The sequence below is a fragment of the Nonomuraea sp. NPDC052634 genome (assembly GCF_040678535.1).
Lineage (GTDB): Bacteria > Actinomycetota > Actinomycetes > Streptosporangiales > Streptosporangiaceae > Nonomuraea > Nonomuraea fastidiosa.
Genome location: NZ_JBFATY010000008.1, coordinates 18,811 through 31,892 on the forward strand (window position 1 = coordinate 18,811; position 13,082 = coordinate 31,892).

The 13,082-nt window shown below is 71.4% G+C and carries 12 protein-coding genes; 7 read left to right on the forward strand and 5 right to left on the reverse strand.

The genetic code is table 11. The features are described from left to right. Positions 1-131: 131 nt before the first annotated feature. On the forward strand, positions 132-1,418 hold the full coding sequence (locus AB0K67_RS29140; protein ID WP_364066744.1) for a HAMP domain-containing sensor histidine kinase: 1,287 nt from the start codon (positions 132-134) through the stop codon (positions 1,416-1,418). 162 nt (positions 1,419-1,580) lie between these two features. Continuing rightward, positions 1,581-2,180 carry a TetR family transcriptional regulator C-terminal domain-containing protein gene (locus AB0K67_RS29145; protein WP_364066746.1) on the forward strand — a complete coding sequence of 200 codons (600 nt, stop codon included), beginning with the start codon at positions 1,581-1,583 and terminating at the stop codon, positions 2,178-2,180. 102 nt (positions 2,181-2,282) lie between these two features. On the opposite strand, the gene AB0K67_RS29150 is transcribed toward AB0K67_RS29145, so the two are convergent. After that, complete coding sequence (locus tag AB0K67_RS29150; protein ID WP_364066748.1) at positions 2,283-3,053, reverse strand: class I SAM-dependent methyltransferase; 771 nt, start codon at positions 3,051-3,053, stop codon at positions 2,283-2,285. A 52-nt stretch (positions 3,054-3,105) separates the two neighbouring features. Here AB0K67_RS29150 and AB0K67_RS29155 point away from each other — a divergent pair, with 52 nt between their 5' ends. Both AB0K67_RS29155 and AB0K67_RS29160 read left to right on the forward strand, forming a co-directional pair. Next, positions 3,106-3,846, forward strand: a complete 741-nt coding sequence (locus AB0K67_RS29155; RefSeq protein ID WP_364066750.1) for a copper resistance CopC family protein — start codon at positions 3,106-3,108, stop codon at positions 3,844-3,846. Next, positions 3,843-4,877: a CopD family protein gene (locus AB0K67_RS29160; protein WP_364066752.1), complete on the forward strand. Its 1,035-nt coding sequence runs from the start codon at positions 3,843-3,845 to the stop codon at positions 4,875-4,877. Before AB0K67_RS29155 ends, AB0K67_RS29160 begins: the two co-directional genes overlap by 4 nt. 10 nt (positions 4,878-4,887) lie before the next feature. Here the strand turns inward: AB0K67_RS29160 and AB0K67_RS29165 are convergent, their stop codons facing one another. The 4 genes from AB0K67_RS29165 to AB0K67_RS29180 form a co-directional block, all read right to left on the reverse strand. Continuing rightward, complete coding sequence (locus AB0K67_RS29165) at positions 4,888-6,072, reverse strand: hypothetical protein (protein ID WP_364066754.1); 1,185 nt, start codon at positions 6,070-6,072, stop codon at positions 4,888-4,890. An 80-nt stretch (positions 6,073-6,152) separates the two neighbouring features. Then, positions 6,153-6,479 (reverse strand): hypothetical protein, encoded by a 327-nt coding sequence (locus AB0K67_RS29170; protein ID WP_364066756.1) that lies wholly within the window; start codon positions 6,477-6,479, stop codon positions 6,153-6,155. Positions 6,480-6,792: 313 nt separating this feature from the next. Further along, positions 6,793-7,347, reverse strand: a complete 555-nt coding sequence (locus AB0K67_RS29175) for a cytochrome P450 (RefSeq protein ID WP_364066758.1) — start codon at positions 7,345-7,347, stop codon at positions 6,793-6,795. Continuing rightward, a complete protein-coding gene (locus AB0K67_RS29180; RefSeq protein ID WP_364066760.1) occupies positions 7,329-8,123 on the reverse strand; it encodes a hypothetical protein in 795 nt (264 codons plus the stop codon). The genes AB0K67_RS29175 and AB0K67_RS29180 overlap by 19 nt, the downstream gene beginning before the upstream one ends. 110 nt (positions 8,124-8,233) lie before the next feature. Here AB0K67_RS29180 and AB0K67_RS29185 point away from each other — a divergent pair, with 110 nt between their 5' ends. From AB0K67_RS29185 to AB0K67_RS29195, 3 genes are all read left to right on the forward strand, one after another. After that, complete coding sequence (locus tag AB0K67_RS29185) at positions 8,234-8,641, forward strand: PaaI family thioesterase (RefSeq protein WP_364066762.1); 408 nt, start codon at positions 8,234-8,236, stop codon at positions 8,639-8,641. Between the two features lie 103 nt (positions 8,642-8,744). Then, a complete protein-coding gene (locus AB0K67_RS29190) occupies positions 8,745-11,678 on the forward strand; it encodes a CocE/NonD family hydrolase (RefSeq protein WP_364066763.1) in 2,934 nt (977 codons plus the stop codon). After that, a complete protein-coding gene (locus AB0K67_RS29195) occupies positions 11,675-12,523 on the forward strand; it encodes an ABC transporter permease subunit (RefSeq protein WP_364066765.1) in 849 nt (282 codons plus the stop codon). The genes AB0K67_RS29190 and AB0K67_RS29195 overlap by 4 nt, the downstream gene beginning before the upstream one ends. Positions 12,524-13,082 lie beyond the last annotated feature (559 nt).

Sequence of the window (13,082 nt, forward strand, 5' to 3'; positions counted from 1 at the left end):
CCGATTCGTCATGGAATCTCCGGTGATTCGAGGAGAAGCCGCCCGATGTGGTCACCTGGCCTTCAGGGGGATGGGGAGTGATCGCACGGCCGGGCCGGTCCATACGCACGCAGCTGGCGACGCTCGCCGGCGTGGCCACAGCGCTGCTCTGCGTAGGGGCGGCGGCGCTGCTGCTCTGGGCGACGCGCAGCACGATCGTGGACATCAGGACCCGCGAGGTCCTCAGCAGCGCGCTGCGGGTGGTGCACCTCATCAAGGACGACCATCTCCCCCGCGTGACCTCGATGGACCTCGACGGGCTGCAGGTGGTGAACGCCTCCGGGCAGGTGGTCTCCTCGACGCCGAACCTGGCGGGATCGCCGCGCCTGAGCCACGCCACCCCCGCGCTCGACGAGGCCACCCGCGTCGCCACGATCTGCGACCTGCCCGAGTTCGGCGGCCGCTGCGAGATCATGGTGTCGTTCCGCGTGTACGAGCCGGAGGGCGACTGGCTCGTCTACGCCTTCGGCCCGCTGCCGCCTTGGTACGTCAGCCCGGCCGCGATCGCGTTCCTCCTCCTGTTCACCGTGACGCTGGTGGCGCTGGCCTGGTTCGGCGTCTCGCGGGTGGTCGCCAGGACGCTGGCTCCGGTCCAGGACATCACCGAACGGCTGGCCGAGATCACCGCCGGCGACGGTTCGCTGCGGCTGCCCGTACCGGAGACCGCCGCCGAGATCAAGGGCCTGGCCCTGACCGCGAACCAGACGCTCGAACGCCTGGAGTCCGCGCTCGACCAGCAGCGCCGCTTCGTCTCCGACGCCTCGCACGACCTGCGCAGCCCGATCACGGCCATGCGGACCGAGCTGGAGATGGCGCTGCTCGATCCCGACGAGAACGACTGGCGCGAGACCGCGTCGAAGCTGCTGACGAGCATCGACCGGCTGCAGAACATCGTCAGCGACCTGCTCACGCTGGCCCGGCTGGACGCGGGCGAGCCCGGCGCCCTGGAGCCGGTGGACCTGGGCGAGCTGGTCGCCGGCGAGACCGCCAGGCAGCGCTCGAAGCGGATCGTCACCTCGCTGCAGCCGGGCGTGGTGGTCACCGGCGACCGGCACCGGCTGGCGCGTCTGCTGACGAACCTGCTGGACAACGCCGAGCGGCACGCCGAGAGCACGATCACCATCACCGTGCGGGGCGAGGGCGGCCAGGCGGTGATGGAGGTGCTGGACGACGGCGCGGGCATCGCGCCCGAGGATCGCGAGCGGGTGTTCCGGCGTTTCCTGCGCCTGGACGCGGCCCGCAACCGGGACGCGGGCGGCACGGGTCTCGGCCTGCCGATCGCGCGGGAGATCGCCGAGACGCACCACGGGACGCTGCGGGTCGAGGACTCCGACAAGGGTGCCCGTTTTGTAGTCAGAATGCCGAGAAGTAACGGCTGACGGAATGTGTTGCGACCCCAACCGAAAGCCGTTCTAGTGCCATGGCTACCATGATCATGATGAACGGGACAACTGAGACATACAGGGGCTTCACATAACCAGAAGGACCGACGTCCGTTTTGTCCTATAAATACTAGTGATCAGAAGTTAGAGTTACTCGCTGTGACAACTGGTTTCAGCCGATTACGGCGCGAGGATTTGCTGAAGACGGCCTGCGAGGTGATCGCGGAGCAAGGTTTCGGGCACACCAGGACCCTGGACATCGCCAGGGCCGCCGGAGTCAGCCAGGCCCTGCTCTTCTACCACTTCGAGACCAAGGAGCAGCTGTTCGCGCAGGCATTCGGCTACGCGGCGCGCGTGCATCTCGAGGCGCTCGCCGATGTCGAGCGTTCCTCGGGCACGCCGCTCGAACGCCTGCGCTCCCTGCTCAGGCTCTGCTCGCCGGCGATCCCCACGGAGGGCTGGCGGCTGTGGATCGACGCCTGGTCCGAGGCCATGCGCAGTGACGAGCTCGAGGAGATCTCGCGGCGCATCGACGCCAGGGGCCGCACGCTGATGCGCACGATCATCGAGGCGGGCGTGGCGAGCGGCGACTTCGACTGCGAGGATCCCGACGCGACCACGTGGCGGCTGTTCGCCCTGATCGACGGGCTGGCGGTGCAGACGCACACGCATCCCAAGGTGTTGTCACGGCGCCGGGTCAACGTGCTCATCCGCACGGCGGCGGCGATGGAGCTGGGGGTGCCCGCGGAGAACCTGTGACCCTCACCCTCCGGTCTCATCGGACGGCCTCCGCCTGGCTCCTCCGGCCCGCGCCGAGAGCCGCCGGAGGCGGACCCGGGGCCGGCAGGCGCACGGGGAAGCTCATGGGGATCCGGGCGGGCGTCGCGCCGTCAGCACCTCCGTGACCGTCGTCACCTCCCACGTGCCCGGCGGATGGTCGGCGAGCAGCGCGCGCCTGGCCGCCTCGGTGAAGGCGCCGAGCCGGTCGCCGAGGCGGGCCGGCGCGGTGTAGGAGTACGACAGCTGCAGGCCGATCACGGCCGCCACGTCGTACGTCAGCCGCTGCTCGAACCGCGCCCTGCCGAGCACGCTGAACGGCGAGCCGCCGAGCACGGCCTCGTGCGGCACGCCGGTCGCCTGGTAGCTGTTGCGCGCCGTGAACGTGTTGATGCCGAACGCGTCCCGCACCCGCCGCATCGCCGGCTCCCACGGCAACTCGGGGTGATCGACCGCCGGGCCCACCAGCGCCACCACGCCGTCCGGCGGCAGCAGCGCGTCCAGCTCGGCGAGCACCGCCCGCCGGTCCATCCAGTGGAACGACCTGGCCATCACCACGTGGTCGAACGCGGGCAGCTCCCGCAGCCGCTCGGAGTCGCCGGCGATCCAGCGCACGTTCGGCCGCCGCGCCGCCAGGCGCCTGCCCTCCGCGAGCATGTCCTCGTCGGGATCGACGGCCAGGACCTCGCGCACCCGCCCGGCCAGCGGGATCGCCACCGTGCCAGGGCCGCAGCCGAGGTCGAGCACCGTGCTGTCCGCCCCGAACGCCTCCGCCAGATGCCCGATCGCCGGCTCCGGGTGGCGGAAGCGGTATCGCGCGTAGTAGGGGGCCGCGCCGCCGAACAGGTCCGCCATGGATGGGACCATATACAGGTTCATGACGAGGTTCGATGGAAGGTTGCGATCTGTGAGGCGGCTACTCACGGTCCTGCTGCTCGCCGTCGCCGCGACCGGGGTGCTCTGGTCGCCGGCGCGGGCGCACAACGTGCTGATCAGCAGCGATCCCAAGGACGGTGCCACGCTGACGGCCCCGCCCGAACGGGTGACGCTGGTGTTCGACCAGGCGGTGCGTCAGGGGTACGCGCAGGTAGGCGTCACGTCCGCCGACGGAGGCTCGTGGGCCGACGGCGCCGCCGTCGTCGCGGCCGAACGCGTCACCGTACAGGTCAAGCCGTTGCCCGCCGGCTCGTACACGGTCGGCTACCGCATCCTGTCGGCCGACGGGCACCCGGTCACCGGGAAGATCGGGTTCACCGTGACGGCCGGAGGCGCCGCCGCGCCCGCCACCCCACCCGCCGCGCAGGAGCCCGGCTCCGACGCGGCCGCTGCCGAGGCGGCCGCCAACGGTGGTGCCGGGATGGCCGTGGTGTGGGTTCTGGGGGCGCTGGTCGTGCTCGCCATAGGCACCGTCGTCGCACTGCGCCGCTCGGCCCCCGCCGCTCCTGCGGCCCCTGCAGCCTCCGGCACCGCCGGACCCGCCGCTCCCGTGGCCCCTACTGCTTCTGCGGCCCCCGCGGCGCCGGCCGCCGCGCCCTCCGAGGCACCCGCCGCGCCCGCGGCCGCCGCGTCCACCGCAGGCGCCGGGAGCGAAGGCGAAGCCGGGACCGGGGCCGGCGGCGGGCGTCCCGGTGAGGGGGCGGGGGCGTGAGTGTCGCTGCTCCCCCGCTGCCCCAGACGCGCGAGACCGGCGGGCGGCTGCTGGCCGGCGCGTTCGGGGTGTGCGCGGTCGTCGCCGCCGTGGCGGCCAGTTCGCTGACCGCGCAGGAGTCCGTACCGGGCATCCCCATGCCGGGGCCCGTCGTGGCGATCGGCCTGCCCGTGGTGCGGGCGCTGCTCGACATCGCCGCCGTGGCCGTGGTCGGGCTCAGCCTGCTGCCCAAGCTGCTCGGCTTCGACGCGCCGGAGCGTACCGAGCCGGTGCTGCGGCGGGTGCGCCCGCTGGCCGTGACGGCCGCGTGGGCGTGGGCGATCTGCGCGCTGCTCACCATCGTCTTCCAGACCGCAGAGCTGAACCCCGGCGTCGTGCCGACGTTCGGAATGATCGCCGACTACGTCGACAGCGTCGGCACGGGCCAGGGCCTGCTGTTCAGCGCCGCGTGCGCGCTGGCGGCGGCCGGGATCGGGCTGATGGCGGTGCGGTTCGGCGAGAAGGTGCCGGCCGAGCTGCGGATCATCGTGGCGCTGTTCGGGCTGCTGCCGATCCCGGTCACCGGCCACGCGGTCAACTCGATCTGGCACGACCCCATCATGATCTCGATGGAGGTCCACGTGATGGGCTCGGCGGCGTGGACCGGCGGGCTGATCGTCACGGTTGCGTTCCTCTCCCGGCGCCGCGACCTGCTGGCCCTGGCGCTGCCCAGGTTCTCCAAGATCGCCACCATGTGCCTGCTGCTGGTGTCGCTGTCGGGGCTGATCACGGGTCTCAGCACGATGGCGCTCACGCCCGGCGTGACCCTGCCCGACGCGATCGTGACCAGCGACTACGGGCTGCTGGTGGTGACCAAGGCGGCGCTGGTGGCGCTGCTGGTGCCGCTGGCCGGGCACATCCGGTTCCGGCTGCTGCCCGCCATCAGGAAAGGACAGGCCACCGCCCTGATCGGGTGGACGGTGGCCGAGGTGAGCGTGATGGGTCTGGCGTACGGGGTGGCGGTGGCGATCACCCGCTCCTCGATCGCCTGACCGCCGCTGCTCAGGTGGTGGCCGGCGCCGCCACCACCGGGGCCGGGGCACCGGCGGGCACGTTCCGCCGGCTCGTGATGGCCTCGATCGCGAGCCAGGCGACGAGCAGGCCGATCCCGGCCCACACCGCCGACGAGGTGGCCAGTGGGGGCGCGCCGAGCAGCCCCTCCTGGCCCTTGATCGCGCCGTAGACGGGCCCCATGGCCGCGTTCTGCACGACCAGCGCGCCATACGCGGCGGCCGTCGCGATGACCGCGCCCAGCACCGCCCGCACGTACGGCCAGCGCACCAGGAACGCCACGTCCACCAGCAGCCCGGCCGCGATCAGGAAGAACGGGATCGCCGACGGCGGGAAGCCGGTGAAGGTCAGCAGCGGCCAGATGACCGTCCTGAACCCCACATAGCCCGCCGCGACGAGCGTGGCGGCCCCGAACCGGCCGATCAGCCGCCTGGCCAGCACCAGCACCGCCAGCCCGGCGATCACCGCGTAGACCGGGTAGACGTAGTCGGGCACGGGCAGCGTGAACCCGGCCATCATCTCCCTGTCGACCGGCCGCTGCATCTGGTCGGCCGCGAACCGCAGCAGGATCGGTTCGGCGTAGGTCGCGCCGTTGTCCCACGCGCCGAGCGAGAGCACGCCGTACTCCTGGTGCTGCTCGGGGAAGTGCACGTTCTCCAGGAAGAACGCGAAGAACGCGCCCAGCACGACCGTACGCTCGCGGCCGGGCGGGGCTCCCATGTACCAGCCGCGGATGACGCCTGCGATCATGAGGAACGTCCCCGCGTACAGCATCATGTGGGACGGGCTCCACGAGGTGATGTCGAGCCCGTTGATGCGGTGGTTGATCAGGTCGAGCGGCACCGCGACGAGGAAGACGCCGGTGCCCCACTGGATGAGCCTGAGCGCCGCCTTGTCCACGCCGTAGCCGGTGTAGCCGTGGATCACGGTCAGGGCGACGACGAGGGCCGTGCCGACGGAGTTGAGCAGGTGCGGGGGCGCCAGGTCGTCGCGCAGCCACTTGAAGTGCCAGGAGACGTCCCAGGCCGAACCGAGCAGCTTGAGCGTGAGCGCCACCAGCCAGCCGAAGTAGAGCACCCTGAACAGGTCGTGCGGTGTGTCGCGGCCCGCCTCGCCGCGGGTCCAGTAGGGCGCGGCCCAGGCGGCTGCCTTCTTGAGCGATGCTGGAGACTTCACGCCGGAAATCTTACGGTCAAGCGTCCGAAAAGCCGTGCCCGGAGGGGTTTCAGGGCCGCTTCGAAGGACGACGTACGAGATCAGCGCCCTGCCGCCGGAGGTGCGCAGGCGCGCAGCGAGAACATGAGCGGCACCCTGGGCGCGCCCTCCGGAGCCCAGTAGGCGCCGTCGCGCTCGGTGAGCGCGTAGAAGCGGCGGAACAGCGTGTACTCGTGCTCGTGCAGGAACTCAAGGCGCAGACCTGCGTTCACGAGCGCCGTGACGATCTCGCCCATGCCGTGCCTGAACTGCACCGACGTCGGGTGATCGTGCAGACCGCCGGTGTAGGTGCCCGGATCCGACCAGATGTGGGGCCCTTTGTCGAAGTAGTCGTGCGTGAGGGCGGTGCCGGTCTCGTCGTCGAACACCTCGGTGATCGGGTGGAACTCGGCGAGGTAGAGGAAGCCGCCGGGGTTCAGGAGCCTGGCGACGGTCTCGGCCCAGCGGGTGATGTCGGGCAGCCAGACGAGAGCGCCGATGCCGGTGTAGACGATGTCGTACGCAGCGCGTTGCGTCCCTTCTTGAAACCTTCGACGTCGTAGAAGTCGCTGGAGACGTGGAGGGGGACGCGCGCGTTCCAGTCGGCCCGGTTGATGCTCAGGTAGTCCACCACAGGCACCGATGGTAGGCGGCGGGGGGTGCGGCCAGTCGCGGGGTTTTTCCGCGGTTGTCGTGGTGGCCTCAGCGGTTGCTCGTGCGGCGGCGCAGGCGTACGGGGAGATGCTTGAGGCCGTTCTGGAAGTTGGAGACGAGACGGCGGGGCGTGCCCACGAGCTCGACGTCCCAGGAGAGCAGCTCCCTGAACACCGAGCGGAGCTGGGCGCGGGCCAGGTGCGCGCCCAGGCAGAAGTGCGGGCCGAAACCGAAGCTCACGTGGTCGTTGGGGGTACGGGCGATGTCGAAGCGGTCCGGGTCGGGGAAGACGGCCGGGTCACGGTTGGCGGAGGCGTGGTAGACGACCACCTTCTCGCCGGCCCTGATCCGCCGGCCGCCGAGCGTGAGGTCGCGGGTCGCCGTACGCCTGAAGTGCATGACCAGCGGCCAGAACCGCAGCATCTCCTCGATCGCGGAGTCCAGCAGCACCGGGTCGGCGCGCAGGCGGTCGAACTCGGCGGGATGCTCAAGGAGCGTGAGCAGGCCGCCGGGGATGCCGTTGCGCAGGGTCTCGTTCCCGGCGACGGCGAACAGGAAGAACATGTTCTCGAACTCGGCCTCCGTCAAGCCGCCCCTGCGCATCGCGGAATGATCGACTCGTCGTCCACGGGGGACTCGGCCAGCGCGTGCGCGTATGCGAACATGTCGGCGAGCGCCGCCCGCGACCGCGGGTTGACGCCCGGCTCCGGCCGCGGCCTCACCTGCACGGCCCGGCGGCCCATGGGGGTCAGGGCGTTGACGTCCGCCGTGGACAGGCCCGCGTAGTCGGCGTCCTGGTAGCCGATGACGCGGGACGCCCAGTCGTACAGCAGCCGCTTGTCCTGCTCGGGCACGCCCATGATGTGCGCGAGCGTCCACACGGGCAGGTCGGCGGCCACCTCCACGAAGTCGCACTCCCCCTCCTCGAACAGCGCCGCCGCCCGCTGCGCGATCGTCCGCTCCAGGGCGCGCACGGCGCGCGGCGTGAACGCCGCCGCCACGATCCTGCGCAGCCTGGAATGGCCAGGCGGGTCCATGTTCAGCATCTGCACCTGGACGAACTCCAGGTCGGCCGGGGTGTCGGGGTCGCGGATCTGGGTGGCGCCGAGGTGGGAGGAGAAGTCCTCGGGGGTGCGCAGGACATGCTTGACGTCGGCGTGCCGGAAAACCGCCCAGTAACCGGGACCGGCCCGCCAGGGGCCGACGGCGGGCTCGGGAATCCGGCAGACGGGGCTCTCCTCGCGGAGGCGGGCGAAGAGGTTGTACGGGACGGCCTTCTCGTAGGTGGAGGGCAGGAACACCTCGACCGCGGCGTTGTCGTCGTTTCTGTCGCTGTTGTCGCTGTTGTCGCTGTTGTCGTCGTCGTTCATGGCCGGCATGCGCGTCCGTCCTCCCGGCTCGTCCACAGGCGTCGGCGGGCCGGGGCCGCTTGTCCACAGGTCGTGAGCGAGGCGGTCCGCCCGTCCCGTCCAGCGTGCATGATGGCCGCGTGACTTCAGAAGAAGCAGAGGCGATCCTCCAGGAATACTTCGCCCCCTGGATCCGTCAGCTCGGGTTGCGCGTGGAGGAGGTCGGCGAGCGCCACGCGATCGTCCGCCTCCCCTGGTCCGACGACCTGGCCAGAGAGGGCGGCGGGCTGTGCGGCCAGGCCATGATGGCCGCCGCCGACACGGCCACGGTCGTCGCGATCTCGGCGGCGCGCGGCGGGTTCGTGCCGATGACGACGGTGCAGCAGTCCACTACGTTCCAGCGGCCGGTGACCGGCAAAGACGTGCTGGTCGACGTACGCCTGACCAAGCTCGGGCGCACGCTGGCCTTCGCCGACATCACCATGCGGGCCGACGGCGGCTCCGACGTCACCGCCCAGGCGACGACGGTCTACGCGCTCCTGGCGTGACAACCGTCGTGAAGACCCCCTGCTCTGCCGCTTCGTCACTCGGCGTGCGTCCGCGCGTACGCCGTCTCAGGGATCTCTCAGGTGCGGAAAGTAGGCTCACCACATGAAGCGTGTGGCCGCTCTGGTAGTGGCACTCGCCCTCATTGGGGTGGCGACATGGCTCGTATGGCCGTCGGCGCCTCAAGTGCGGGGCCAAGACCAGCAGATAACCGTCGTCGATGGACCGGCTGACGACCAACAGGTCCAGCTCGACACGACGTTCTTCCCGCCGCCCGATGGCGGGAAAGCTCCTGTCGTCATGCTCGCCCACGGGTTCGGCGGCAGCAAGCGAAGCATGCGTGACCAGGCGATCCGCCTCGCCCAGCAGGGCTACGGCGTGCTCACGTGGTCGGCACGCGGCTTCGGCCGCTCCGGCGGTCAGATCGCGCTCAACTCGCCCGACTACGAGGTCAAAGACGTCAAGCAGCTCATCGACTGGCTCGCCAAACGCCCCGACGTGCAGCTCGACGCGGCGGGCGACCCGCGCGTGGGCATCGCGGGCGGCTCCTACGGCGGCGCCATCGCGCTGATGACGGCGGCCTACGACAAGCGCGTCGACGCGATCGTCCCGCAGATCACCTGGTCCGACCTGGCGGACGCGCTGTTCCCCAACGCCGCCAGGCAGGGGGAGACCGACGGGACCGACGGGGTCTTCAAGCGCATGTGGGCCGGCATCTTCTTCGGCCAGGGCGTCTCGCTCGACACCGCGTCGCTGCTCGGCCGCCGCGAGGCCGCCGCGCCACTGACGCCCGAGCAGGCGCGCTGCGGCCGGTTCCTGCCCGAGATCTGCGACATCTACCAGAAGGTCGCCACCGACGGCCGGGCCACGCCCGAAGCGGTGGAGCTGCTGCGCAAGTCGAGCCCCGTCACGGTGGCCGGGCAGATCAAGGCTCCGACCCTGCTCATTCAGGGGCAGCGCGACTCGCTGTTCCCGATCAGCCACGCCGACGCCAACGCCAAGGCCATCGCGAGCGGCGGCACGCCGGTGAGCATCGCCTGGTTCGACGGCGGCCACGACGGCGGCAACGGCGAGGCCGACTGGCTGTTCGAGCAGACCGCGGCCTGGTTCGCCCGCTACCTCAAGGGTGAGGGCTCCGGCGATGCCGCGCCGCCGGTGAGCGCGTTCACGGTGACCCGTGACGGCGGGCGCGACCCCGGCACCCGCCAGCGCATCCGCCTCCACCCCGAGGCCGGCTCCTACCCCGGCCTGACCGGCACCGACACCACGACGGTCCGGCTCGCGGGCCCCACCCAGAACATCGTCAATCCGCCGGGCGGCGCGCCCGCCTCCATCTCCAGCGTTCCCGGCATCGGCGGCCTGCTGGGCGGCCAGGGCAGCGGCGTGTCCATCGACATGCCGGGCCAGAGCGCCGCCTTCGAGTCGCAGCCGCTCACCGCTCCGCTCCAGCTCACGGGCAGCCCGACCGTCAAGGTCAGGGTGTCGGGCTCGGGAGATGTGACGCTGTTCGCCAAGCTGTACGACGTGGCCGACACCGTCCAGCCGCCCACACTCCCCGCCGGGCTGGTGGCGCCGTTCCGGGTCTCCATCCCGGAGGGCTCGCAGAGCGCCGAGGCGACGATCACGCTGCCGGCCGTCGATCACCGCTTCGCCGTGGGCCACCGCCTGCGCCTGGTGGTGACGACGACCGACATGGGTTATGCGACGCCGGACCAGCCGGCCGCCTACCAGGTCGAGCTGGCCTCCCCGGCGGTGACGATCCCCACCGTCCGCACGCTGGCCGCGGCGCCGACCGGGGTCGCCTGGTGGGTGTGGGCGATGCCGCTGGTCGCCGTGGTGGTGGCCGCCGTCATCCTGGTGACGGGCCGCACCTCGTCCCGCCGCCGCCCCGCCCTCGCCGGTAAGAGCGCCCGTCCGATCGGCACGGACCCGACACCCGACGTGGTGAGCACCGCCACCGGCGCATCGGCGAAGGCCGCCGTCGCGGATGGCGTGAACGCGGATGATGGCGCAAACACGGATGGCGCGGTCGCGGACAGCGCAGATGGCGCAGTCGCGAATGGCACGGCCGTGGAGAGCAGGTCCGTAGAGAACGCAAGCTCCAACGGAAGGGCTGCGGAAGGCGCAGACGGCGAGAGCGCGGCCGCGGAGAAGGTGAGCTCCAACGGCACCGAGAAGGTGAGCCCGGGCGGTTCGCCGTCCGCGCGCGTGGTCGTCGTGAACGGCGACAGGAGCAAGGCACACGAGCGCGCCGGCTCCGGTGACACCGCCGCGGACGAAGGGCCCACGGCCTCTTCTTCGGAGGTGCCGCTGGAGATCAGCGGGCTGACCAAGGCGTACCGCAACGGTGAGCTGGCCGTCGACAACCTGTCGTTCCGCGTCGAGCAGGGCCAGGTGCTGGGCCTGCTCGGCCCCAACGGCGCGGGCAAGACGACCACGATGCGGATGATGATGGGCCTCATCCAGCCCGACGCCGGCGAGATCCGCATCTTCGGCGAACGCGTGACGCCGGGCGCGCCCGTGCTGTCCCGGCTGGGCTCGTTCGTCGAAGGCCCCGGCTTCCTGCCGCACCTGTCCGGCCGCGACAACATCGAGCTCTACTGGGCGGCCACCGGCAGGCCCGTCGCCGACGCGCACTTCGACGAGGCCCTGGAGATCGCCGGGCTCGGCAAGGCGCTGGAGCGGGCCGTACGCACCTACTCCCAGGGCATGCGGCAACGCCTCGCCATCGCCCAGGCGATGCTCGGCCTGCCCGACCTGCTCGTGCTCGACGAACCCACCAACGGGCTCGACCCACCCCAGATCCGCGAGATGCGTGAGGTGCTCAAGCGCTACGCGCGCGACGGCCGTACCGTGATCGTCTCCAGCCACCTGCTGGCGGAGGTCGAGCAGAGCTGCAGCCACGTCGTGGTGATGCGGCGCGGGCGGCTGGTCTCGACCGGCCCCGTGTCGCGGCTGCTCAGCTCGGCCGCGACCGGCAACGGGCACGGGCCGCGCCTGGAAGACGTGTTCCTCGACCTCATCGGAGACAAGTCATGACCGCCGCGACCGGTTACGCGCCCCGCCGCACGCTGCCGCTGCGGGTCGAGATCGTCAGGCAGTTCAAGCGGCGGCGCACGATCGGCATGTTCGGGCTGCTGCTCGCACTGCCGTGGATCCTGGTGATCGCGTTCCAGTTCGGGCCGCAGTCGAGCGGGCAGGGGCAGTCGTCGCTGCGCATCTCCGACCTCGCCACCGAAAGCGGCCTCAACTTCGCCGCCTTCGCCCTGTCGGTCTCCGCCAACTTCCTGCTGGTGGTGGCGGTGGCGCTGTTCTGCGGCGACACCGTGGCCAGCGAGGCCAACTGGTCGTCGCTGCGCTACCTGCTGGCGGCGCCGATCCCCCGCGACCGGCTGCTGCGCCAGAAGCTGATCGTCGCGCTCGGTTACGCGGCCGCGGCGGTGATCTGCCTGCCGCTGATGGCGCTGCTCGCCGGCACGCTGGCGTTCGGCTGGGACGACATCCAGGTGCCCGGCACCGGCGAGGTCATACCGGCGCTCGACGTCCTGCCCCGGTTCGGCATCGTGATCGGGTACGCCCTGGTCAGCCAGCTCGTGGTGGCCGCCCTGGCGTTCCTGCTCTCCACCATGACCGACTCCCCGCTCGGCGCCGTGGGCGGGGCGGTCGGGCTGTGGATCGTCTGCACGATCCTGCAGGCGGTCGAGGCGCTGGGGTCGCTGCGCGAGTTCCTGCCCACGTTCTGGAACAACGCCTGGCTCGACGCCCTGGCGCCGGAGCTCGACTGGAGCGGCATGGCCAAGGGCGCATCGGTGTCGATCACGTACGCGGCCATCCTGATCGCGATCGCCTTCCGCCGCTTCCGTACGAAGGACGTAGTGAGCTGAGCTGGTCCGCCGACCGACCGCCGGTGAGCCGCCACCCGGCAGAGCCGGCTGCTGCGCACGCTGTGCGTCCCGGCGGCGAGGGTGTGCGTCCCTCGTCCGCCGGGACCTGTGAACACAGCCTCGCCAGACGGACGGGGCACGAATGTCACGCGCCGGGCGAGGTGTCGCGAATTCGCCGGACCGGCAGGGCCCGCCGCCTCGCGTGGCAGGCTGGGAGCCCAAAGGCCCGGCGGGTGGGAGGCGCAAGCTCGCCAGACCGGCAGGACACGCCATCTCGCGTGGCAGGCTGGGAGCCCAAAGGCCCGGCGGGTGGGAGGCGCAAGCTCGCCAGACCGGCAGGCCCGGAACCTCGTGCGCCGGGTGGGCACGGTCTCGCCCGACCGGGTGGGAGCGCGACCTCATCGCTACCGTGTCAGGCCCAACCCCACTCCGCTCGCCCAGCATCCGCGTCAGCCCTACCACACCACTAGCCCCACAACGTGGTCAGCCCCACCCACACCACTAGCCCCACACCCATGTCCGTCTCAGTGCCCCGAGCCGGTCGAAGGGCGGGGTCGGT

Coding starts and splice junctions, on each gene's coding strand:
- AB0K67_RS29180 (WP_364066760.1), bottom strand. CDS start 8,123: ATGCCGGCCATGAACGACGACGACAACAGCGACAACAGCGACAACAGC.
- AB0K67_RS29150 (WP_364066748.1), bottom strand. CDS start 3,053: ATGGCGGACCTGTTCGGCGGCGCGGCCCCCTACTACGCGCGATACCGC.
- AB0K67_RS29175 (WP_364066758.1), bottom strand. CDS start 7,347: ATGCGCAGGGGCGGCTTGACGGAGGCCGAGTTCGAGAACATGTTCTTC.
- AB0K67_RS29195 (WP_364066765.1), top strand. CDS start 11,675: ATGACCGCCGCGACCGGTTACGCGCCCCGCCGCACGCTGCCGCTGCGG.
- AB0K67_RS29190 (WP_364066763.1), top strand. CDS start 8,745: ATGAAGCGTGTGGCCGCTCTGGTAGTGGCACTCGCCCTCATTGGGGTG.